The organism is Ruegeria atlantica (assembly GCF_013033965.1).
Classification (GTDB): domain Bacteria; phylum Pseudomonadota; class Alphaproteobacteria; order Rhodobacterales; family Rhodobacteraceae; genus Ruegeria; species Ruegeria atlantica_D.
Window position 1 is genome coordinate 1 of record NZ_WQFE01000003.1, and the last position, 20,728, is coordinate 20,728.

Annotated in this window: 22 protein-coding genes; 12 read left to right on the plus strand and 10 right to left on the minus strand. The window is 58.1% G+C overall.

Annotated elements, in window-relative coordinates; genetic code table 11:
- Positions 1-59 precede the first annotated feature (59 nt).
- The 3 genes from GOW16_RS06355 to secG form a co-directional block, all read right to left on the minus strand.
- Complete coding sequence (locus GOW16_RS06355; protein WP_170412000.1) at positions 60-851, minus strand: isocitrate lyase/PEP mutase family protein; 792 nt, start codon at positions 849-851, stop codon at positions 60-62.
- 103 nt (positions 852-954) lie between these two features.
- Positions 955-2,598, minus strand: coding sequence for a CTP synthase (locus tag GOW16_RS06360; RefSeq protein WP_170412003.1), 1,644 nt, complete (start codon positions 2,596-2,598; stop codon positions 955-957).
- A 159-nt stretch (positions 2,599-2,757) separates the two neighbouring features.
- On the minus strand, positions 2,758-3,123 hold the full coding sequence (gene secG, locus GOW16_RS06365; RefSeq protein WP_170412006.1) for a preprotein translocase subunit SecG: 366 nt from the start codon (positions 3,121-3,123) through the stop codon (positions 2,758-2,760).
- Between the two features lie 150 nt (positions 3,124-3,273).
- Here secG and nthA point away from each other — a divergent pair, with 150 nt between their 5' ends.
- From nthA to GOW16_RS06390, 5 genes are all read left to right on the plus strand, one after another.
- Positions 3,274-3,888 (plus strand): nitrile hydratase subunit alpha, encoded by a 615-nt coding sequence (nthA, locus tag GOW16_RS06370; protein WP_170412008.1) that lies wholly within the window; start codon positions 3,274-3,276, stop codon positions 3,886-3,888.
- Positions 3,885-4,562: a nitrile hydratase subunit beta gene (gene nthB, locus GOW16_RS06375; protein WP_170412010.1), complete on the plus strand. Its 678-nt coding sequence runs from the start codon at positions 3,885-3,887 to the stop codon at positions 4,560-4,562. Before nthA ends, nthB begins: the two co-directional genes overlap by 4 nt.
- Positions 4,559-4,894 carry a nitrile hydratase accessory protein gene (locus GOW16_RS06380; protein ID WP_170412013.1) on the plus strand — a complete coding sequence of 112 codons (336 nt, stop codon included), beginning with the start codon at positions 4,559-4,561 and terminating at the stop codon, positions 4,892-4,894. Before nthB ends, GOW16_RS06380 begins: the two co-directional genes overlap by 4 nt.
- A gap of 210 nt (positions 4,895-5,104) precedes the next feature.
- Positions 5,105-6,397, plus strand: coding sequence for an adenylosuccinate synthase (locus GOW16_RS06385; RefSeq protein WP_170412017.1), 1,293 nt, complete (start codon positions 5,105-5,107; stop codon positions 6,395-6,397).
- Positions 6,397-6,639, plus strand: coding sequence for a DUF2842 domain-containing protein (locus GOW16_RS06390; protein ID WP_170412020.1), 243 nt, complete (start codon positions 6,397-6,399; stop codon positions 6,637-6,639). The genes GOW16_RS06385 and GOW16_RS06390 overlap by 1 nt, the downstream gene beginning before the upstream one ends.
- 77 nt (positions 6,640-6,716) lie before the next feature.
- Here the strand turns inward: GOW16_RS06390 and GOW16_RS06395 are convergent, their stop codons facing one another.
- Positions 6,717-8,327 (minus strand): hypothetical protein, encoded by a 1,611-nt coding sequence (locus GOW16_RS06395; RefSeq protein WP_170412023.1) that lies wholly within the window; start codon positions 8,325-8,327, stop codon positions 6,717-6,719.
- Between the two features lie 122 nt (positions 8,328-8,449).
- On the opposite strand from GOW16_RS06395, the gene GOW16_RS06400 reads away from it, so the two are divergent.
- The gene (locus GOW16_RS06400; protein ID WP_170412026.1) at positions 8,450-9,157 is read left to right on the plus strand and encodes a thiamine diphosphokinase; all 708 of its coding nucleotides are present in this window, start codon (positions 8,450-8,452) and stop codon (positions 9,155-9,157) included.
- Here GOW16_RS06400 and GOW16_RS06405 read toward each other — a convergent pair.
- From GOW16_RS06405 to GOW16_RS06420, 4 genes are read right to left on the minus strand one after another with little or no spacing between them, the layout of a single operon-like run.
- The gene (locus GOW16_RS06405; RefSeq protein ID WP_170412029.1) at positions 9,102-10,016 is read right to left on the minus strand and encodes a DMT family transporter; all 915 of its coding nucleotides are present in this window, start codon (positions 10,014-10,016) and stop codon (positions 9,102-9,104) included. The genes GOW16_RS06400 and GOW16_RS06405 overlap by 56 nt on opposite strands.
- Positions 10,017-10,055: 39 nt before the next feature.
- Entirely contained in the window at positions 10,056-10,466 is a 411-nt protein-coding gene (locus GOW16_RS06410) for a GFA family protein (protein ID WP_170412032.1), read from the minus strand.
- Positions 10,467-10,490: 24 nt separating this feature from the next.
- On the minus strand, positions 10,491-11,864 hold the full coding sequence (locus GOW16_RS06415) for an L-serine ammonia-lyase (RefSeq protein WP_170412035.1): 1,374 nt from the start codon (positions 11,862-11,864) through the stop codon (positions 10,491-10,493).
- Between the two features lies 1 nt (position 11,865).
- On the minus strand, positions 11,866-12,567 hold the full coding sequence (locus GOW16_RS06420; protein ID WP_170412038.1) for a glutathione S-transferase family protein: 702 nt from the start codon (positions 12,565-12,567) through the stop codon (positions 11,866-11,868).
- A gap of 167 nt (positions 12,568-12,734) precedes the next feature.
- Here GOW16_RS06420 and rpiA point away from each other — a divergent pair, with 167 nt between their 5' ends.
- From rpiA to GOW16_RS06450, 6 genes are all read left to right on the plus strand, one after another.
- On the plus strand, positions 12,735-13,520 hold the full coding sequence (rpiA, locus tag GOW16_RS06425) for a ribose-5-phosphate isomerase RpiA (protein WP_170412041.1): 786 nt from the start codon (positions 12,735-12,737) through the stop codon (positions 13,518-13,520).
- Positions 13,521-13,780: 260 nt separating this feature from the next.
- Positions 13,781-15,139 carry a glutathione-disulfide reductase gene (gene gor / locus GOW16_RS06430; protein WP_170412044.1) on the plus strand — a complete coding sequence of 453 codons (1,359 nt, stop codon included), beginning with the start codon at positions 13,781-13,783 and terminating at the stop codon, positions 15,137-15,139.
- Between the two features lie 72 nt (positions 15,140-15,211).
- Positions 15,212-16,354: an FtsH protease activity modulator HflK gene (gene hflK, locus GOW16_RS06435; protein WP_170412047.1), complete on the plus strand. Its 1,143-nt coding sequence runs from the start codon at positions 15,212-15,214 to the stop codon at positions 16,352-16,354.
- Positions 16,354-17,247: a protease modulator HflC gene (hflC, locus tag GOW16_RS06440; protein WP_170412050.1), complete on the plus strand. Its 894-nt coding sequence runs from the start codon at positions 16,354-16,356 to the stop codon at positions 17,245-17,247. Before hflK ends, hflC begins: the two co-directional genes overlap by 1 nt.
- Positions 17,247-17,441, plus strand: a complete 195-nt coding sequence (locus GOW16_RS06445; RefSeq protein WP_170324515.1) for a DUF2065 domain-containing protein — start codon at positions 17,247-17,249, stop codon at positions 17,439-17,441. Before hflC ends, GOW16_RS06445 begins: the two co-directional genes overlap by 1 nt.
- 186 nt (positions 17,442-17,627) lie before the next feature.
- Positions 17,628-19,064: a Do family serine endopeptidase gene (locus GOW16_RS06450; RefSeq protein WP_217354548.1), complete on the plus strand. Its 1,437-nt coding sequence runs from the start codon at positions 17,628-17,630 to the stop codon at positions 19,062-19,064.
- Between the two features lie 222 nt (positions 19,065-19,286).
- On the opposite strand, the gene GOW16_RS06455 is transcribed toward GOW16_RS06450, so the two are convergent.
- Positions 19,287-19,955: a Crp/Fnr family transcriptional regulator gene (locus GOW16_RS06455; RefSeq protein ID WP_170412057.1), complete on the minus strand. Its 669-nt coding sequence runs from the start codon at positions 19,953-19,955 to the stop codon at positions 19,287-19,289.
- A gap of 160 nt (positions 19,956-20,115) precedes the next feature.
- Positions 20,116-20,721, minus strand: coding sequence for an inner membrane-spanning protein YciB (locus GOW16_RS06460; RefSeq protein WP_170412060.1), 606 nt, complete (start codon positions 20,719-20,721; stop codon positions 20,116-20,118).
- Positions 20,722-20,728: the final 7 nt, after the last annotated feature.

Consider the following 20,728-nt stretch of genomic DNA (forward strand, 5'->3'; position numbering starts at 1 on the left):
TTATGGCACATTGCGATGCCGTTTGATGAGGGCGGCAACCACCCCATCTGTTAAGGAATTCACCCGTTGTCTGGTTCGGTGCCTGACTGCAGCGCTTGTTTTGCCTGTTGTTGCAACCAGCCCAGCATCTGCCGGTACGGCACCGGGCCATAGCTGACTCGGGCAACACCCAGCGACGCAAGCGTTGCAGTATCCGGGGTGCCGGGCAGGGCGATGATGTTCACAGGCAAATCAGTCGAATCGCAAAGCTGGGCGATCATGCCCTCATCCTTCAGGCCGGGTGCGAAAAAACCGCTGGCACCAGCGTCGGCATAGGCTTTGGCTCGCGCCATGGCATCGTCCAGCATCGCTTCGTCATGCGTCTCCGGCGCGGCCTTGAGGAAGATATCCGTTCTTGCATTGATAAAGGCGGGAACACCGGCGACATCGCAGCCTTCGCGCATTGCGCTCACGCGGGCGGCCTGGGTTTCGATGTCGTACAGGTCTTTAGTGCCGACAATCTGGTCTTCGAAGTTGAATCCGACAACACCCGTCTCAAGCGCTCTTTGGACATTGGCGATGATTCCGGCCGCGTCCTCGGCATAGGCCCCTTCGAAATCCAATGAGACAGGAAGATCAACGGCCCCGACGATTCGACGGGCGTTGTCCAGGGCAACATCCAGCGGGATGTTCTGGCCGTCGCCAAACCCCTGCGCCATTGCGACAGGTGCGCTGCCTGTTGCCACGGCCTTGGCACCCGCATCCCGTACGGCACCGGCGCTGCCTGCGTCCCAGATGTTGTAGATAATGACCGGATCGCCCTTTTTGTGCAGGGCCGCAAAGGTTTCCGCGTTGGTGATCTGATTGGTCATGTCCGGTCTCCTGTCTCATGGTTGAGCACAGTTAACCGTGGAAACGGCCCGCGCGTACAGGTTTTTTCGCGCGGGCCGTCACAATGCGGTGACCGGTCTGGTGTCAGACCAAGCGAGACGTGTCTTTCGCCGCGCGCACAAAGTCGCGGAACAGCGGATGCGGATCAAACGGTTTGGATTTCAGTTCTGGATGGTACTGCACACCGATGAACCATGGGTGGTCGGACCATTCGACGATTTCAGGCAGACGGCCATCCGGTGACATGCCCGAGAAGTTCAGGCCGGCCTTTTCCAGCTTGTCGCGATACTTGATGTCCACCTCATAGCGGTGGCGGTGACGCTCCTCGATATTGGTGCCGCCGTAAACCTCGGCCACTTTCGAACCTTCGGTCAGCACGGCGTCATACGCGCCCAAACGCATGGTGCCGCCTTTGTCGTCACCCACTTTGCGTTCGACCTTGTGGTTGCCTTGCACCCATTCTTTGAGGTGGTAAACAACCGGTTCAAAACGCTTTTTACCGGCTTCGTGATCGAACTCTTCCGAACCTGCCCCGGAGATGCCCGCAGCATTCCGGGCGGCTTCGATGACGGCCATCTGCATGCCGAGGCAGATGCCCAAATAGGGCACTTTGTGTTCCCGCGCGTATTGCGCGGCTTTGATTTTGCCTTCTGTACCACGTTCGCCGAACCCGCCGGGGACGAGGATGGCATGGTAACCTTCCAGATGCGGCGCGGCGTCTTCGGTGTCGAAGATTTCCGCGTCGACCCATTCGACCTTGACCTTGACGCGGTTTGCCATGCCGCCGTGAGTCAGGGCCTCGGCAATCGACTTATAGGCATCCTCAAGCTGTGTGTACTTGCCAACGATGGCGACCTTCACTTCGCCTTCGGCGTTGTGGATGCGGTCGCTGACGTCTTCCCATTTGGTCAGATCGGGCTTTGGGGCAGGGCTGATCTGGAAGGCGTCCAGTACCGCCTGATCCAGACCTTCGCGGTGATAGGCCAGAGGGGCGTCGTAGATGGTGCTGAGGTCCTGTGCCGCGATCACGCTGTCTGGGCGCACGTTACAGAACAGCGCCAGCTTTTCGCGTTCCTTGGTCGGGATCGGACCCTCGGACCGGCACACCAGAATATCCGGTGCCAGACCGATCGAGCGCAGTTCTTTTACCGAGTGCTGGGTCGGTTTGGTTTTCAGCTCGCCCGAGGCCTTGATGTAAGGCAGCAGCGTCAGATGCATGAACAGGCACTGACCGCGCGGCTTGTCCTGACTGAACTGGCGGATGGCCTCGAAAAAGGGCAGGCCTTCGATGTCGCCCACGGTGCCACCGATCTCACAGAGCATGAAATCAACTTCATCCTCGCCGATGGCGATGAAATCCTTGATCTCGTTGGTAACGTGCGGGATCACCTGAATGGTCTTGCCGAGGTAATCACCGCGGCGCTCTTTCTCGAGCACATTCGAATAAATCCGGCCCGAGCTGACCGAGTCGGTTTTGCGCGCCGCCACGCCTGTGAAACGCTCGTAGTGCCCAAGGTCCAGATCGGTTTCCGCGCCGTCGTCCGTCACGAACACTTCGCCATGTTCGAACGGCGACATCGTGCCCGGATCGACGTTCAGATAGGGGTCCAGCTTGCGCAGACGCACCGAATACCCTCGGGCCTGTAACAGCGCGCCCAACGCCGCCGAAGCCAGTCCTTTACCCAAGGACGAAACTACACCACCAGTGATGAAAATAAAACGCGCCATGTTTTTCGGCTGCTCCCGTGAGACGTCAAAATCAGCTGCCCGACGGTTCCGAAAAACCGCTGCATCACGGGACTTCACGTATAAAGGATTCGCGCCAATAGCGCAAGAGAACCGCAAGATGCTGTTGCAGTTCTCTTTCAGGTTTCTAGGTTTTGTGGATCAGTTGGCCTGCGGGATCAGCGGCGCATTGTCGCCCTCTGCCGGAGGTAACAGATCGTCAGCCGACGGAACCGCCGGTGTGCTTTCCTCGGTCGGTGCGGGCGCGGGAACGCCCAAACGGTCGATCACCGAGCTGCCCGAGGATTTCTGTGCGGCCAAAATGGTCAGTGTGATTGATGTCACGATGAAGCATGCAGCCAGAATCCAGGTCACCTTGCCCAAAGCGGTCGCTGCTGCGCGTCCGGTCATGGCTCCGCCACCACCGCCACCCATGCCAAGGCCACCGCCTTCGGACCGCTGCATCAGGACAACGGCAATCAGGCCAAGGGCCAAGAGGAGGTGGATGATGAGAACGACGTTTTCCATGGTCTTCCTGTGCGGCGTGACGTGTATCGCGAGGTACTTATGCAAGTTTGCCAGCGGGGGCAAGGGAGGAGTTGGTATCAAGATTGATGATAGCTGAGATCACAGCAAAGGGACTGGACAGCGTGGTCGCACCTCGCGCAGGCTACGGCCATGCCACATGACGATCACGACCACCCGCACGCCCTTTTGCCACCTGATCCCGCACTCCGCGTCAAGGCGCTAGAAACGATTCTGACTCGCAAGGGTTTGATTGATCCTGCGGCTCTGGATGAGATCATCGATACCTACCAGAACAAGATCGGGCCGCAGAACGGCGCGCGGGTTGTTGCCAAGGCCTGGACGGACCCGGAATTCAAATCTGCATTGATGAAAGATGCGACGGCGGTTGTCGCTGAATTGGGCTACTATGGCCGTCAGGGCGAACACATGGTTGTCGTCGAAAATACGCCCGAACAGCACAACATGGTCGTGTGCACCTTGTGCAGTTGCTATCCTTGGCCGCTTCTGGGTATTCCGCCAGGCTGGTACAAATCCGATGCCTATCGCGCACGGGCTGTGCGTGAACCGCGTAAGGTACTCGCGGATTTTGGGGTGACCTTACCCGATAGTTCATCGGTTCGCGTGTGGGATTCAACGGCCGAGGTGCGATACCTCGTACTTCCATTGAGACCTGCGGGCACTGATGGCCTGACCGAAGACGAATTGGCGGCGCTGGTCACGCGCGACAGCATGATCGGAACCGGATTGCCTAAGGTGCCATCATGACCCGAGTTCACGATATGGGCGGGCGCTTTGGCGATGGACCTGTGCACCCTGAACCCGAAGATGCCCCGGTCTTTGCCGAAGACTGGCACGGAAGGGCGTTGGCTGTAACGCTGGCTGCGGGGTCGCTTGGCAAGTGGAACATCGATGTATCCCGACATGCGCGCGAAAGGCTGTCGCCCAAGGATTACGCCCGATTTTCCTATTACGAAAAGTGGATTTCGGGGCTTGCGGACCTTCTCGTCGAAACAGGCGTGCTGACAGATGAGGATCTGCGCGGCGAGACGGACGGCGACAAACACCCACTGGCAAGCCGCGTGCTGAAGTCTGACGCCGTTGCAAAAGTGCTGGCCAGCGGCGGGCCTGCGGATCGCCCTTCAAATGTGCGGGTGAAATTTGAACCGGGGCAAAAAGTTGTGACCGCCCGTCAATCTGCGAACCGCCTTGTCGACGGCGGGCATACACGTTTGCCCCGATATGCTGCAGGAGCGAGGGGACGTATCCTGATGATGCACGGTACACATGTGCTGCCCGACTCTAATGCCCACAGACTGGGCGAAGCCCCCGAACCGCTTTATGCTGTGGTCTTCCCGGCATCCGAGCTTTGGTCAAATCCTGAACATCCAAAGGACGAAGTGGTTCTCGATCTATGGCAAAGCTATCTGGAACCCGCATGAGCAAGTGCAATTCCTATAATGCTCCTGAGCCTGTCTTTGCAGAGCCCTGGCACGCACAGGTCTTTGCCGTAACTGTGGCACTGAACGAGGCCGGACGTTTCGATTGGCCGGATTGGGCCGCGCGCTTCTCGGCCACCCTGAAACGGAACGGTTTGGATCGTGAACTGAATGGTGGGGACGACTACTTTATTGCGTGGCTTGAGACCCTCGAGGCGCTGTTGGCCGAGCAGGGGGCTGCAGTCTCCGATGATGTCAGCCAACTACGCGACAGATGGGAAGAGGCTTATCTGACCACGCCACACGGGCAGCCGGTGCGGTTGGCCAACGCTTAGGGGGCTCTGCCCCGCCGCCCTTGCGGGCGGCTCCCCCGAGGTACTTTCAGCCAGATGAACAAGGGATCCGGGCTTCATCTGGCCCAAAATACCTCCGCCGGAGGCATCGGGCGCAGCACGATTGCTGCATGCGTCGAATTACCGGTTTCCCTGTCGCTTTCCCGCCGTTATACGAGCCGAGTTTGATAACTCAGCGCAAAAGGACCGGATATGGCCAATGTGGTTGTTGTCGGCGCCCAGTGGGGTGACGAAGGAAAAGGCAAGATCGTCGACTGGCTCAGCGAGCGGGCAGACGTGATCGCACGCTTTCAGGGCGGACATAATGCCGGTCATACGCTGGTCATCGATGGTGAGGTCTACAAGTTGCATGCGCTTCCGTCTGGCGTTGTGCGCGGCGGCAAGTTGAGCGTTATCGGCAACGGCGTCGTGTTAGACCCGTGGCACCTGATCAAAGAAATCGGAACCATCCAGGCGCAGGGCGTTGAAATCACCCCTGAAAACCTGATGATTGCCGAAAACACACCGTTGATCCTGCCCTTCCACGGAGAACTGGATCGGGCACGTGAAAGTCAAAACTCGGTTGCGAAAATCGGGACGACCGGCCGCGGAATTGGTCCTTGTTACGAGGATAAGGTTGGCCGCCGCGTGATCCGTGTGGCTGATCTTGCTGACAATGCAACCCTGGAATTGCGGGTCGATCGCGCCCTGGTTCACCACAACGCGCTGCGAAACGGGCTTGGGCTGGAGCCAATTGACCGAAATGCACTGATCGCCCAGCTGCAAGAGATTGCACCTAAAATTCTGCCGTTTGCCGCGCCGGTTTGGAAAGTGCTGAATGAAAAGCGCAAGGCCGGCAAACGCATCCTGTTCGAGGGCGCGCAAGGGGCGCTGCTGGATATCGACTTCGGTACGTATCCATTTGTCACATCGTCCAACGTCATCGCTGGGCAGGCATCAACGGGTGTCGGCATCGGCCCGGGATCCATCGATTTTGTTCTGGGAATCGTCAAGGCCTATACAACACGCGTGGGCGAGGGGCCGTTCCCGACAGAGCTGGATGACGACGATGGTCAGCGTCTTGGTGAGCGTGGACACGAGTTTGGAACCACCACAGGCCGTAAGCGGCGCTGTGGTTGGTTTGATGCCTGCCTTGTGCGCCAGACCTGCGCGACCAGCGGCGTGAACGGTATCTCGCTGACCAAGCTGGACGTTCTGGACGGTTTCGAGACCCTGAAAATCTGCGTTGGCTATGATCTGGATGGCGAACGTCTGGATTATCTTCCAACTGCGGCGGATCAGCAGGCCCGTTGCAAGCCGATCTACGAAGAAATGCCGGGTTGGAGCGAGTCCACCGAAGGGGCCCGCAGCTGGGCAGACCTGCCGGCTAATGCAATCAAGTACGTGCGCCGGGTCGAGGAGCTGATCGATTGCCCCGTTGCCCTTTTGTCCACCAGCCCGGAGCGGGATGACACCATTCTGGTGACAGATCCGTTTGCAGACTGATGGCGGAAGAGCAGAAACAAGGCCTCAGCTATAAGGCACGCCGTCGCTGGTCTCTGGTGCTGTTGCTGATTGGGTTGCCTCTGTACATTGTGGCGGTGGTGACGGTTGTGAATTGGCTTGACCGCCCACCGCTCTGGCTTGAGCTGCTGGTCTATATCGGCCTCGGCATCGTCTGGGCCTTGCCCTTCAAGTTCGTGTTCAAGGGCGTCGGACAAGCGGACCCGGATCAGTCGCAAGACTGACAAGGTACTTCATTTCCTAAACAGAAAAGGGGCCGATCACTTGAATCGGCCCCTTAATCTTTTGATTATTTGCGAGTTCAGCCTGCGGCGCGCTCATCATCGGGGCGGAACCCGATCTGTGTTGAGGCGGCAAAACGACCGCCACCGGCTTTTTCGATCTTGCCATCCCGAAGCAGTTGACCGAACGAGCGCAGGCTTTCTTCACGGTTGAAGTCGTCCTGTTTGAGAGAGCGAATCTTGTTCATCAGTTGCGGACGCGAGAATTGTTCCTGACCTTCGATGAACGACAGGTAGGCCGCAGCCGCTTCCAAAAGGTCTGGCAGAGATTGCGCGCCTTGCTCTTGCGCAAAGAGGGCAAAGCCACCTTCTTCTTCGGATTCGTCTTCAGCATTCGACGTAACGCGGCGCGGGGTTACTGGTCCGGCGTCCTGTTCCTTTGTGTCGACACGCTGTTCGGCAACCAGTTTCAGCGGAGACGCGGTATCGGATTGCGGGCGCATGCTGGTGACTTGAATCTCGGGACGGCGCGGGCTGACGACCGAGGTCAGATCGCCGCGATATCCGCTTTCCTCCGACGCGTCATCCTTTGACCGGTCCTCGCGTTCAGCTTCGGTCGCGGCCACTGCCGTGCGCAGGTGTGAATAGGTTTCTCGCTGCGAACTGGTGGCCGGGTCATCCATCTGACTGTCTGCCTTGTCCATCAAGCGCGACATATCATGATCCAGAGCCGTTTCACCTGACATTGCGGCCTCGACTTTCGAGATCTCGCTCAGAACATTGGCCTCATCCTCGGCGGTCAGATATCCCTCTTTGGTTTCTTCGGCGTCGTCGTTCTGATCCTCTTCGGCTTCTTCGCTCAGGATATTGCCGGGCTCATCAGTTTCAGCCGTTTCCTCTAGATCAGCGAACAGCGCCGAGGCAGCGGGGGCCTCTTCCTCGTCTTCGTATTCATCGTCTTGTTGCAACGAGAACGGCTGAACAGCTTCTGCCGGTTCCTCGGTTGTCGCAGCCTCTGCGACGGGCTCGGTCATAGCGGGGTGTTCATCGACTTCTTCCGACTCAAAGGCCGGTGCCGTTGGTTCAACCGTCGCTTCGGGATTTCCTGCTTCGGCAAGGTCGGACGAGTCGAGCGAGCCAGCTTCAAACGCGGCAGCGACCGCGTCCATTGGGCCGGTCGACTGATTGACTAGGCTTGTGTCTTCGTCCTCGGAATAGATCACCGAGTTTTCTTCGGAATGCGAAACGACGGCGCGAATGCGCTGCAGCTTAGCGGCGATGCTGTCCGCAGCCGGAGCAGGCGCGCTTTCAACAGGCTCAGCATCCGCAAAGAACGACTCGGCGCCTTGCGCGGGCGGTGTGGCGTTGGGGCTGGTCATTTGAGGTTCTGGCTGCGCAGGAGTGGGTACCGCAGTAGGGGGCGGCGTTGCGGCCTGCTGGGTTGCACGCAGCAACAGGCCTGATTCACTCTGGCTGGCTTCCACGTGTTTTGCGGCGTCGCGTTGGGCGATCCGGGTCAGCATTTCTGCGTCAGGCTGTGGGGGTTCAGAACCGAAGTATCGATCATCGGCAGAAAGATCACGGAAATACTCAGCGATTGCTTTCATCGTTTCGAATGAATCGTCAAACCCTTCCAAAGTGCAGGAGAAGGTTCCATAAGAAACGGTCAATACCTTGTTGTTCTGTACCATCAGACACACGTCCTCTACAAACTACGAGAGCCAACCAGCCTTGTGCAGGCACACCTATTGGCTCGGAACTCTCTGCATGAACCTATCATTTTGTGGTCTCAATGTGTCCAAATCCGGGAAAAATGATCAATCTAAGTAAAAATCGCCCAATTGTGCGGTCATTTGAGCCAATTGCACTGGTCGGAGGCGGGGAAATCGGCCCTGACGACCTGAATGTGATGCTGATTCGCGCCAATACGGTGGTGGCGGCCGATGGCGGGGCCGCCCCTTTGGTGGAATCGGGCCGTATCCCGGATGCGGTGATTGGCGATTTCGATTCGCTGCACAGCCGACATAAAGACAAGATTCCGGCAGACCGTTTGTATCCCATTCGCGAACAGAACAGCACGGATTTTGACAAGGCGCTACGCAGTATCGAAGCGCCAGTTGTCTTGGGGGCCGGGTTTCTGGGCGGGCGGCTGGATCACCAGCTTGCGGTGCTTAACACATTGGTTCAGAGGCAGGATCGTCCTTGTGTTCTGTTGGGCGAGACCGAGGTTGTCTTTCATGCGCCGCCGCAGATTTCCCTCAGCATCACGCCCGGTGACGTCGTTTCATTGTTTCCGTTTCAACGCGTGCGCGGCACCAGCAAAGGTCTGGAGTGGCCCATCGACGATCTGGTGATGGAGCCCGGCGGTCAGGTTGGCACATCCAATCGCGCGCTGGCGGATGTCGAACTGATGGTGGACGGGCCAGGATTGCTGGTGATGGTGCCGCGATACGTTCTGGATCAGGTTATGCAGGCGTTTCTGTCGGAAGAGACCGGGCGCTGGCCCGCTCGCGCAGAATGACATAAAGACCCGCCGCGATGGTGATGCCGATGCCGATCGCGGCCACACCGTCCGGAAGGTCATGGAAAATCAACCAGCCAAAGAGTGTCGCCACCGGGATCTCAAGGTATTGCATCGGGGCCAGAGTTGCTGACGGCGCATAGCGCAGCGACCAGGTCATGAACAGATGCGCGATGGTGCCCAGGATACCGATTCCGATCAACAACAAGTGACTCTCGCTGGCGGGGACAGTGAGGGACAGCTCCCAAACGTTGCCGAGTGTTCCCAATGCTAGAACGGGTATCAGCAGGACCGTCGCCATCACTCCGGAAACGGCCTGAAGTGAGACTGGGTCGGTTTCCTTGGCGATCTGTCGCGTTACCAGCATGAAAAGGGAAAAGACGACAGCAACGACCAAAGGCAACAGCGCTGCAGCGCCGACCTGAGCAAAACTTGGCTGTATGACCAGCAGAGTACCCGCGAATCCAACAGCACAGGCGATCAGGCGGCGCATGCCGACCTCTTCACCCAACACATATTTGCCCAGCAACAGCATGATGAAGGGCATCACAAAGGCGATGGCGACGGCGTCCGCCAGCGGTAGGTATTGCAGCGCACTGAACATCGCCGCGATTCCGATGATGTGCAAAACCGTCCGGACGATCACCAGTCGCAGGACACGACCGCGCATGCGCCAGTGGCGGCCAGTAATCACAACCAGCGGGATCAGGACCAGCGCCTGAATTGTAAACCGAACAAAAACCAGCATGCCCAGCGGAGTCGTCTCACCCAGCAGCTTGGCGATAGAATCGCCCAGTGGCGCAAGCACGCAAAAGCCTAGCATCAAGAAGATGCCGAAAACGGGGCGATCCTGGGTCATGAGGCGACGCTACGGGTTTTGACGCCGGGTTGAAAGCGTCTATGAAATCGGCTGGACCTTTGTGTAATCCGGCCCGATGCAGACTGGCAGGTCGTCGTCCAGTTTCAACCAATCAAGCCGTTCTTCATGCGCCACGTGAAGCGTGGGCTGCAATTGGTTGGGATCGTCCAGCGTAGCGACATACAAATGCAGCACGTCCGACATGGATTGCGACCGGAATGAAATTGGTGTGCCGCAGTTCGGGCAAAAACTTCGTTCGACGCCAGGGGAGGAATTGAAAGTCTTCGGCGGGTCTCCGGTCCAGCGCCATTGCCCGTCCCGAACGCCGAAATAGGTCGTCATCGGAGCGGCGCACTGCCGGCGGCAACTATCGCAACGGCAGCTCACGCAGGACAGGACCGGTGGATCGACCTCATACCGGATAGTTCCGCACAGACAGTGTCCTCGCATCGTTGTCCTCCGTTGCTGTCCTTGTCAGCAGTTTGGCACGTTCACCGCCAACCCGCCCAGAGACGTTTCCTTATACTTCTCATGCATATCATGTCCGGTCTGCCGCATGGTTTCGATCACTGAATCCAGCGGCACAAAGTGTTTCCCATCGCCGCGCAGCGCCAGCGACGCTGCCGAGACGGCCTTGATCGCCGCCAACCCGTTGCGTTCGATACAAGGCACTTGCACCAACCCGGCAACGGGGTCGCAGGTCATGCCCAGATGATGCTCCAGCGCGATTTCCGCGGCGTTTTCCACTTGTTCAGGTGTGCCCCCCATTACGGCGCACAGACCCGCAGCCGCCATGGCTGACGCGCTGCCGACTTCGGCCTGACAACCAGCTTCCGCACCCGAGATCGAAGCGTTGTATTTGACCAAACCACCAATGGCTGCTGCTGTCAGCAGGAAGTCCTCGATATGGCTTTCTGATGCACCCGGAACGTGATCGAGGTAATAGCGCAGTACCGCAGGCATCGTGCCCGCTGCCCCATTGGTGGGGGCGGTGACAACTTGTCCGCCAGCCGCGTTTTCCTCGTTTATCGCCATCGCATAGACGCTCATCCAGTCATTGATGGTGTGCGGCGCGTTCAGGTTCATGCCGCGCTCGGCCAGCAGCGCGTCGTGAATGCCCTTAGCGCGGCGCCGCACTTTCAGACCGCCAGGCAGGATACCATCGGTTTTCAGTCCACGTTCGATGCAGTTGTTCATGACCTCCCATAGGCGGGCGGTGCCCTTGGCGAAACTGTCGGCGCAGCCGCGCGCGATTTCGTTTTCGCGCTTCATCTGGGCAATGCTTTTGCCGCTGGACTTGGCCATCTCCAACATCTCGGCGGCCGAATGGAATGGGAAGGGCACTGGTGGGCCGTCATTGGTGGCTTTACCCTCGGCCAGTTCTTCCTCGGTCAGGACAAACCCGCCGCCGACCGAGTAATAGACCTGCCGCAGGATCACGTCGCCTTGCGCATCAGTGGCCATCAGGATCATGCCGTTGGCATGGCCAGGCAGGTTGTTGTCATAGTCAAAGATCAAGTCGGTCTTTGGATCGAACGTTAGCGTAGGCAACCCCTCGGGCGTGACCGAATGCGTCTCGGCGATAGCTGCCAGTGCGGCCTCGGCCTTGTCATTGTCATAGGTGTCGGGAACAAAACCGGCTAACCCAAGGATCGTGGCCCGGTCAGTTGCGTGACCAACCCCGGTAAAGGCCAGCGACCCGTGCAAAGATCCTTTGAGACCGGCGAATTCGAAGGGCGACTCGCGCATCAGGTCCAGAAACCGCGCGGCGGCAACCATCGGCCCCATTGTGTGTGACGAGGACGGGCCGATGCCCACTTTGAACATATCGAAGACAGACAGGAACATATCAGGTAGCAGAGCCTTCTGGAGGTTTAGCATAAGCTGGACTGGTGAAGGGGGTAACCCCCAACCCTTCTGCCGAGATGGCAGCCCGGGTTGCGGGGCGGCGTTCTAGGTTCATCAGAATGGTTTGCAGATGAGGCGTATCCGCCAGTTGAAACCAACTGCGATCGGTACTGGCCGGATAAAGGGCCATCCATCGCATTTGGCAGGCAATATAGTAGGTCAGGACCGAGGGCTGATCGGCGTGCAACCAAGTGGGCGCGGTTTTGGCGACATCATCAAGAACTCTGAGGTGCTGACGCAGGCGGGGGCGGATACCGTGTCTAAGTGCGTCGGCATGCTTCGTGTCGATGTATTTTCTCGCATAGAACAGTATGCGCAGATCGGCGTGCAAGGTGTTGGACGCAAAGAACAACCATTTTAGGAATGCGGCCCGGTCCGGGCTTTTCGGCGCTGGCGCCAGTTGCGCGTGCGTGTCTGCGAGCCACAGCAGGATGGCCGCCGTTTCAAAGATCGGGCCTTGCGGTGTTTCCAGAACAGGGATCAGTCCATTCGGGTTCAACGCCCGGTAGGTCGGTGCGTCCTGCGCGTTTTGCCGACGATCCACCAGCGCCGTCTCATACGGCAGTCCCATCTCTTCCAACACCAGTCTGATCACCAGAGAGGCGTTATCGGGGGCATAGTGCAGTCTGTAGGGCGCGTTCATGGGCTGTATGTATACACCGACCGCGTTGCCAAACGTCCCGATTGCGACGTTTCCAATAGGAAACGCGTAGTTTCGCGACAAGTTGGCATGCCGGATTGGTGATTTGGCGCTCGCAGTTGAAGCCGAGAGTCCCTATAAATTCTGTAATACCAAGGGGGAATGCAACAATGACCGGAGATTTGTCACCCATAGACAAGGCCAAATACGCAGCGGCGCGCCGGGCGGCTGACATGGTTCAGGACGGAATGAGAGTTGGATTGGGCACCGGATCAACGGCGGCCTGGATGGTCCGCCGGCTGGGGGAGCGAGTGCAGCAGGAAGGCTTGCGCATTAAAGGTGTTCCGACCTCGACCCGCACCGCGCAGCTGGCGCGTGAGTTGGGGATCGAGGTCGTCTCGCTGGATCAGGCGGGGTGGTTGGATATGACCATTGACGGGGCCGATGAATTCGATGGCGACCTGAACCTGATCAAGGGCGGAGGCGGTGCGCATCTGCAGGAAAAGATTGTCGCGACGGCCAGTGATCAGATGATCGTCATTGCAGACGCCGGGAAAGAAGTCGAAACGCTGGGCGCGTTTCCCTTGCCGGTCGAGGTGATTCCGTTTGGCTGGCAGACCACCCGAACCCTGATCCAAGAGACGCTGGATACGATGGACGTTCTTGGCACCTCTGCCGCGTTACGCATGAACGGAGAAGCACCGTTTGTCACTGATGAGGGCAATCACATACTGGACCTGCATCTTCAGCGGATCGGGAATCCTCGCCAATTGGCGTTGGTGCTTAATCAGGTGCCGGGTGTGGTCGAGAATGGTCTCTTCATCGACATCTGTGACAAAGTTGTGATCGGCCATGGCGACGGCCGGACCGAGCTGCGCGATGTAAACGAGGGCACCATCGAACTTGACCAGACGGTGGACAGCGGCGAGAACCTGTTTTCCGATCTGGTGGATTGAGCGAGGCAGTTTCATAACGTTTTGGGTGCGTTTTGTTTTGGCGTTCGGCATGGCAGCCTAGGACGCAATGGCCGCCGTTGAATAAATTGAATTCAACCATATCTGGGCGTTTGATCACAACGCTGTAGCGATTCCACGTGCAAGTTCGAGATGTCCGAGAGGCTGGAGCCCGGTGATCACTCTGGACAGCAGCGCAAGATCAAGTACACCCCTTGCGACGCCGGTGTGGCGATTGCTGAAGTTTGGAAGAGGCAGGACAAATGAGCTTTGACTATGATCTTTTCGTCATTGGCGGGGGCTCGGGCGGGGTCCGGGCCGCGCGTGTGGCAGCTGGCGAGAACGGAGCCAAAGTAGCGCTGGCCGAAGAAGACCGTTACGGCGGCACCTGCGTCATCCGAGGCTGCGTGCCCAAAAAGCTGATGGTCTTTGCCAGCGAATTCTCGGGCATGGTTGGTGACGCGCAAGCCTATGGATGGGATATTCAGGCCGGTGCCTTGGATTGGAACACCTTCCATGGCAAGCTGGTGACCGAACTGGACCGTCTGGAAGGTATCTATCGCAATATCCTGAAAAACAACGGTGTTGAGAGCTTTGATCAGCGGGCGACCGTTGTGGACCCTCATACGGTCGAGCTGGCCGATGGAACGCGCAAAACCGCCAAACATATTCTGATCGCCACAGGCGGCCGCCCGGTTGTACCTGAGTTTCCGGGCTCGGATCTGGCAATTACCTCGAACGAGATTTTCCATCTGGAAAAACTGCCCGAAAGCATCCTGATCGTCGGCGGCGGCTATATCGCCAGTGAGTTTGCCGGGATCATGAATGGAATGGGCGTCAAGACAACTCAGTTCTATCGCGGTGCGCAAATCCTGCGTGGCTTTGACGAAGAGGCACGCGGTTTGATCTGCGAAGAGATGCGCCAGAACGGCATTGATGTCCGCCTGGGCACCAATGTGCTGGAGATGACCAAAGAGGGCGACAAGATCCGCGTCAAGGCCACCGACGGAACTGAGGATCAGTTTGACGTCGTTATGTACGCAACCGGACGCGTGCCGAATGCCGACAATCTGGGCCTTGAGGCGCTGGGCGTGGAACGTGGCCGCAAGGGTGAGATCGTGGTGGATGAGTACAGCCAGACCGGCGTGCCTTCGATCTATGCCATCGGCGACGTGACCGACCGCGTGAACCTGACGCCCGTCGCAATCCGTGAAGGCATGGCCTTTGTCGAAACCGTATTCAAAGGCAACCCGACGCCGGTAGACCACGAACTGATCCCGACGGCGATCTTTACACAGCCGGAATTCGGCACCGTCGGCCTGAGCGAGGAAGAGGCGGCAGCACAGGAACCGATCGAGGTTTATGCGACATCGTTCAAGCCAATGCAAAAGGCGTTTGCCGGTGGAACACAGCGCGTGCTGATGAAACTGATCGTCAGTCAGGCCAGTCGCAAAGTACTGGGCTGCCACATCGTTGCGCCGGGCGCTGGCGAGATGATTCAGTTGGCTGGCATTGCCGTCAAAATGGGCGCGACCAAGGAAGATTTCGACCGCACCGTTGCCGTTCACCCGGTTATGGCCGAAGAACTGGTGACAATGCGGCAACCTGTGCGCACTGCTTGATTTGCAACCGCGCGCACACAAGTTACAAGGGAACCCGTGATCACACGGTCCAACACAAGGGAATAGATACACATGGCGGGCAACAGCGGCGGCCCCTGGGGGGGCGGAGGCTCATCCGGAGGCGGAGGAAATCGGGGTAACAACGGGGACGGGCGCAAGCCTCCCGAAGGCGATAGCCCGCAAATCCCAGAGATCGACGAGCTGATGAAAAAAGGTCAGGAGCAACTGCGTGTCCTGATGGGCGGTCGCGGCGGTGGTGGCCGTGGCGGCAGCGGTCAGGGCGGCGGCGGCGGTCCGATTTTCACTAAGGGTACGGTTCTTATCGGTGTCGTCGTGGCGGCGGTTTTGTGGGGTGCGGCCAGCTTTTATACGGTCAAGCCCGAAGAACAGTCTGTTGAGCTGTTTCTGGGTGAGTTCTCGGCTGTTGGCAATCCGGGTCTGAACTTTGCCCCGTGGCCTTTCGTAACCGCTGAGGTCATCCCGGTGACCCGCGAACAGAACGAAGACATGGGCGGCGCGCGTGGCAGCGACGATGGCCTAATGCTGACTGGCGATGAAAACGTCGTCGATATCGACTATCAGGTTGTCTGGAACATCAACGACCCTGCTAAGTTCTTGTTCAATCTGCGCGATCCTCGCCAAACGATCCGGGCAGTATCAGAATCAGCGATGCGCGAGATCATTGCGCAAAGCGAACTTGCACCGATTCTGAACCGGGATCGTGGTATCATCGCGGATCGCCTTCAGGAACTGATTCAGGCGACAATGGACAGCTATGACTCGGGCATTAACATTGTCCGCGTCAACTTTGACAAGGCCGACCCACCGCAAGACGTGATTGCGGCCTTCCGCGATGTTCAGGCCGCCGCGCAAGAGCGTGACCGGCTGCAGAACGTGGCCGATGCCTATGCCAACCGTGTGCTGGCCGAGGCTCGGGGTGAAGCGGCGCAGATTCTGGAAGAATCCGAAGCCTACCGCGCACAGCAGATCAACAGCGCACAGGGTGAAGCCAGCCGTTTCAGCGCGGTACTGGAAGAATACTCAAAAGCGCCGGACGTGACCCGCAAACGCCTGTATCTGGAACGGATGGAGCAGGTTCTGGGTGACGTGGACAAGATCATTCTTGATGAGAACTCGACAGGGTCGGGGCAGGGCGTTGTGCCGTATCTGCCGCTCAACGAACTGCGTCGCAGCCCTGCAGGGGAGAGCAACTGATGCGTAAGTCACCTATTATCCTCATTCTGGTTGTGATTCTGGGCGTTGTTGGGTTGTCTTCGATTTTCATCGTGGATGAACGCGAACGCGCGCTGGTTCTGCAGTTCGGTCGTGTTGTGGATGTTAAGGAAGAACCCGGCCTCGCGTTTAAAATTCCGCTAATTCAGGAAGTTGTGCGCTACGACGACCGCATCCTGTCCATCGATGTTCAGCCGCTGGAAGTCACACCTTTGGATGATCGTCGTCTGGTTGTCGACGCTTTCGCGCGGTACCGGATTTCTGATCTGAACCAGTTCCGTCAGGCTGTTGGTGTCGGCGGTATTCCGGTTGCCGAGGACCGTCTGGATCGCATCCTGCGCGCTGAAACCCGCGAAGTACTGGGTTCGGTTTCGTCCCGCGATATTCTCAGCTCGGACCGTGCGGCCCTGATGTTGCGCATCCGGAACAGCGCGATTGCCGAGGCACAGGCGCTGGGCGTAAACGTGATCGACGTGCGTCTGAAAGCAACCGATCTGCCTCAGGCCAACCTCGAAGCGACGTTCGACCGGATGAAAGCCGAGCGGGAACGCGAGGCGACGGACGAACGTGCCCGCGGTAACGAGGCGGCGCAGCGTGTGCGTGCGCAGGCCGACCGGACCGTGGTAGAACTGGTGTCGGATGCCCGTCGCGAGGCCGAGATCATTCGCGGTGAGGCAGATGCCGAACGCAACGCGATCTTTGCCGAAGCCTATGGCGCGGACCCGGAGTTCTTTGAATTCTACCGCTCGTTGACCGCGTACGAGAACGCTCTTCAAGGCAGCAACAGTTCGTTGATCCTGAGCCCGGATTCCGAGTTCTTCAACTATCTCGCCTCGCCAACCGGACGGCAGGCACCAGCTGCGGCCCCTCAGTAATGGGCTTGATCCTTCTGGCCTTTGGGCTGGTTCTGATTGTCGAGGGGCTGGCCTATGCGCTGGCCCCTTCGCTTATTGAGCGCATGTTAGAGGCGTTGCGGTCACTACCTGAACAGGCCCGGCGGCTGGCCGGTTTGTTGTGCGTGGTCAGTGGTCTTGTCCTTCTATGGGGCGCATATCAGGTCGGGTTTTGACGTGGTGACCTCACTTGCAGGTGATTTCCCCGCGATCCCGAGTTGCGGGCAGGGACAAACCGACTACATTGGTTCCTGAGAAGATTTGCCCAAGGGCAGTTTTTGCAAGACTTGTTGACAAGGAGTTCCCAAGTGCAGGCACAAGCACGCAGTATTTCGGTCCGGCAGGACGAGGGTGTTGGTTTCATGCGGCTGATGTGGCTGGTTCTGGTGGGAATGACGCTGGTTCTGGCGCAAACTGTCTCGGCGCAGGCGCGAAGCGAAAGTCTTGCGCCACTTGCCGAGAAGATCAGCCCGGCTGTGGTCAATATTACGACCTCGACACTTATCGAAGGCCAGACAGGTCCACAGGGTATCGTGCCAGAAGGATCCCCGTTCGAGGATTTCTTTCGTGAATTCCAGGATCGCAACGGCGATGAGGGCAATCGCCCACGCCGCAGCAACGCGCTGGGATCGGGGTTTGTGATCTCTGAGGACGGTTACATCGTGACCAACAATCACGTGATCGCCGAGGCGGACGAAATCCTTGTAGAATTTTTCCCCGGTGACGGGCAGCCCCCAGAAGAACTGCCTGCCAAAGTAATTGGCACGGATGAGAAAACCGATATCGCGCTCCTTAAGGTCGAGGCTTCGGGCCCGCTGCAATACGTGCAGTTCGGCGACAGCGATGTCGCGCGTGTCGGAGATTGGGTCATTGCCATGGGCAACCCGCTGGGGCAGGGGTTCTCGGTTTCTGCTGGGATCGTTTCAGCCCGAAACAGGGCGCTCAGCGGGTCTTATGACGACTACATCCAGACCGACGCCGCGATCAACCGGGGTAACTCGGGCGGTCCGTTGTTCAACATGGATGGCGAGGTGATCGGTGTGAACACTGCGATTCTGTCACCCAATGGCGGCTCTATCGGGATTGGTTTTTCCATGGCATCCAACGTCGTGGTCAAGGTGGTCGATCAACTGCGCGAATTTGGCGAGACCCGCCGTGGTTGGCTGGGCGTTCGCATCCAGGACGTGACCGAGGACATGGCCGAAGCGATGGGGCTGGACAAACCGGGCGGCGCGCTGATCAGTGACGTCCCGGATGGACCGGCCAAGGATGCTGGTCTGCTGGCCGGTGACGTGATCCTTAGCTTTGATGGGGTTGAGGTCGAAGATACACGCGGCCTTGTACGTCAGGTTGGTGAGACGACCGTTGGTAAAGCAGTGCGCGTCGTTGTGCACCGGGATGGTGGCACGCAGACTGTCCTGGTCACTCTGGGCCGCCGTGAAGATGCCGAGCGGGCCGAACAGGGCGACGAAGAAACCTCTGAGGCTCCGACCGAAGAAAATGCGGATATCCTTGGCCTGACCATTTCGCCTTTGACGGAAACCTTACGGACAGATCTAGGTTTGGAAGAGGATGCCGAGGGCCTGGTTGTGACCGAAGTCGATGAGGCGTCCGAAGCGTTCTCCAAGGGCTTGCGGGCCGGTGATCTGATCACCGAGGCCGGTCAGCAGAAGGTGACGTCAATTGAAGACCTTGAAGCGCGCATGGAAGAAGCGCGTGAAGCTGGTCGCAAGTCACTGCTGCTGCTGGTGCGCCGTGGCGGCGACCCTCGCTTTGTGGCGCTGAGCCTGAACGAGTAACGCGCCGCTTCAAATTCGATGACAAGGCCGGGGCGATGCTCCGGCCTTTTTTTGTTCTGCGTGGTTCTGAAAGAAAGTGAGCCACACGCCGGGGAAGGCGTATGGCTCTGGTACAGGGAGAGGTCAGTGGACAGATATCGGGGATGATTCTCTGACCTCCTACGGTAACAACTACGACGATAGCTTTTTCGGAATCAATCGTATGTGAAGGAGGTCACAGGGTTAGATTAAGTCGGATTCGGCCAATTCTTTCAGGGCGTTGAAGTCCTGGATCATCAGCCCGCCGCGTGATGCCTCAACCACCTTGTCCCGTTTCCATGTGGAAATCGTTTTGGATACTGCCTCGCGCGTGGCGCCAACGAATTCGGCCAATTCGCTCTGAGACAGGGTGATGCGCGTGGCCGGATCGTCCTGAAGGGCAGACAGATGCAGTAATTTGCGCGCCAGACGAATGGGCATCGGCAAGAACACCTGTTCGTTCAACTGTGACCCCATCCAGCGCATACGCAGGCCAGCCAGACGGATTATATCGACGGCAAGATCAGGATGTTGACGGATCTGGTCCATGACGTCTTTGCGGCGTACACGCAGGACACGCGATGGCTCGGCCGCTGCGATTGTTGCTGTGCGCGGTCCACTGTCGAACAACGCGATTTCGCCAAACACTTCGCCCGGCCTCATAAGGGTCAAAGACAACTTGCGCCCGCTCATTGCAAGGAAGGAAACCTCAAGCGTGCCCTCTGACACTGCATAAAGCGCATCGCCTTCATCCCCTTGCTCAAACAACACCTGCCCCTGATCCAGGGAAATCTCTGTTGCAAGTGCTGAGAGCATAGCCCTGAGACGGTCTGATGCCTCGGACAGAAATCCGCTGTTTGGGAGGGCCATCATATGGTTAAGTGGTCTCCGGCTGCTGGTGTTGAGTGGTGCCCCAATGTTCCACAGCCGGGCTTTTATTCCAAGGTTTTTATTGGTTTTCCTGATTGGCGCGCGGTGTAAAGGCACGAATAAAAGCAAACGCTAAAGCTGCGCGCCAAAGATCAGTGTTCGCCTATTGGTGGTCCGGGTCATCCATGTAGCGTTGTAGCAGGCTAAACTGGAGCATCAGAAACGCCATCAGCGCAATTGGGAAAGCAAAAGTCTCGATCTTGACCCACAGGTCCGTCGACATGGTGCGCCAGACAAATTCATTGGCAAGGGCGAGAACCGCAAAACAGCCGCACAGCCGGCGGGTCAGGATCATCCAACCCTCATGACGCATTGGCAGCATCTCTTCCAGGACATAGGCCAGATAGGATTTCCCTTGCAGCAGGCCAATTCCCAAGACGATCGAGAAGAACCCGTAAACCAACGTGGTTTTCATCTTGAAGAACCGCTCGTCATTGAACCAAGCCGTTAGTCCACCGAAGAAAATGACCATGAATGCGGTGAAAATCTGCATCCGGCTGAGTTTGCCCGTCAGATACCAAAGGATGCCCATAGCAGCCAGCATCAGCGGTACGAAGATGATCGTCGCAACGATGAAACCAGAATACTCAATGCCGCCGAACAGGAAACTGTCGTCGCGCAAGCGCAAATAGATGAAGAAGAAGGCCAGCGGAGGACCAAGCTCCAGCGCCTGCTTCAGAAACGGATTGATTTCTTTTTTGCCTGACATGTCGGTT

What these genes read in the sequence shown, in the direction of transcription:
- GOW16_RS06390 (WP_170412020.1), top strand. Translation starts at nt 6,397, where the DNA reads ATGGCGGAAGAGCAGAAACAAGGCCTCAGCTATAAGGCACGCCGTCGC.
- nthA (WP_170412008.1), top strand. Translation starts at nt 3,274, where the DNA reads ATGCCACATGACGATCACGACCACCCGCACGCCCTTTTGCCACCTGAT.
- secG (WP_170412006.1), bottom strand. Translation starts at nt 3,123, where the DNA reads ATGGAAAACGTCGTTCTCATCATCCACCTCCTCTTGGCCCTTGGCCTG.
- GOW16_RS06455 (WP_170412057.1), bottom strand. Translation starts at nt 19,955, where the DNA reads ATGATGGCCCTCCCAAACAGCGGATTTCTGTCCGAGGCATCAGACCGT.
- hflC (WP_170412050.1), top strand. Translation starts at nt 16,354, where the DNA reads ATGCGTAAGTCACCTATTATCCTCATTCTGGTTGTGATTCTGGGCGTT.
- GOW16_RS06400 (WP_170412026.1), top strand. Translation starts at nt 8,450, where the DNA reads ATGATCAATCTAAGTAAAAATCGCCCAATTGTGCGGTCATTTGAGCCA.
- rpiA (WP_170412041.1), top strand. Translation starts at nt 12,735, where the DNA reads ATGACCGGAGATTTGTCACCCATAGACAAGGCCAAATACGCAGCGGCG.
- GOW16_RS06445 (WP_170324515.1), top strand. Translation starts at nt 17,247, where the DNA reads ATGGGCTTGATCCTTCTGGCCTTTGGGCTGGTTCTGATTGTCGAGGGG.
- GOW16_RS06450 (WP_217354548.1), top strand. Translation starts at nt 17,628, where the DNA reads ATGCGGCTGATGTGGCTGGTTCTGGTGGGAATGACGCTGGTTCTGGCG.
- GOW16_RS06395 (WP_170412023.1), bottom strand. Translation starts at nt 8,327, where the DNA reads ATGGTACAGAACAACAAGGTATTGACCGTTTCTTATGGAACCTTCTCC.
- GOW16_RS06405 (WP_170412029.1), bottom strand. Translation starts at nt 10,016, where the DNA reads ATGACCCAGGATCGCCCCGTTTTCGGCATCTTCTTGATGCTAGGCTTT.
- GOW16_RS06410 (WP_170412032.1), bottom strand. Translation starts at nt 10,466, where the DNA reads ATGCGAGGACACTGTCTGTGCGGAACTATCCGGTATGAGGTCGATCCA.
- GOW16_RS06420 (WP_170412038.1), bottom strand. Translation starts at nt 12,567, where the DNA reads ATGAACGCGCCCTACAGACTGCACTATGCCCCCGATAACGCCTCTCTG.
- GOW16_RS06380 (WP_170412013.1), top strand. Translation starts at nt 4,559, where the DNA reads ATGAGCAAGTGCAATTCCTATAATGCTCCTGAGCCTGTCTTTGCAGAG.
- gor (WP_170412044.1), top strand. Translation starts at nt 13,781, where the DNA reads ATGAGCTTTGACTATGATCTTTTCGTCATTGGCGGGGGCTCGGGCGGG.
- GOW16_RS06415 (WP_170412035.1), bottom strand. Translation starts at nt 11,864, where the DNA reads ATGTTCCTGTCTGTCTTCGATATGTTCAAAGTGGGCATCGGCCCGTCC.
- GOW16_RS06355 (WP_170412000.1), bottom strand. Translation starts at nt 851, where the DNA reads ATGACCAATCAGATCACCAACGCGGAAACCTTTGCGGCCCTGCACAAA.
- nthB (WP_170412010.1), top strand. Translation starts at nt 3,885, where the DNA reads ATGACCCGAGTTCACGATATGGGCGGGCGCTTTGGCGATGGACCTGTG.
- GOW16_RS06385 (WP_170412017.1), top strand. Translation starts at nt 5,105, where the DNA reads ATGGCCAATGTGGTTGTTGTCGGCGCCCAGTGGGGTGACGAAGGAAAA.
- hflK (WP_170412047.1), top strand. Translation starts at nt 15,212, where the DNA reads ATGGCGGGCAACAGCGGCGGCCCCTGGGGGGGCGGAGGCTCATCCGGA.
- GOW16_RS06460 (WP_170412060.1), bottom strand. Translation starts at nt 20,721, where the DNA reads ATGTCAGGCAAAAAAGAAATCAATCCGTTTCTGAAGCAGGCGCTGGAG.
- GOW16_RS06360 (WP_170412003.1), bottom strand. Translation starts at nt 2,598, where the DNA reads ATGGCGCGTTTTATTTTCATCACTGGTGGTGTAGTTTCGTCCTTGGGT.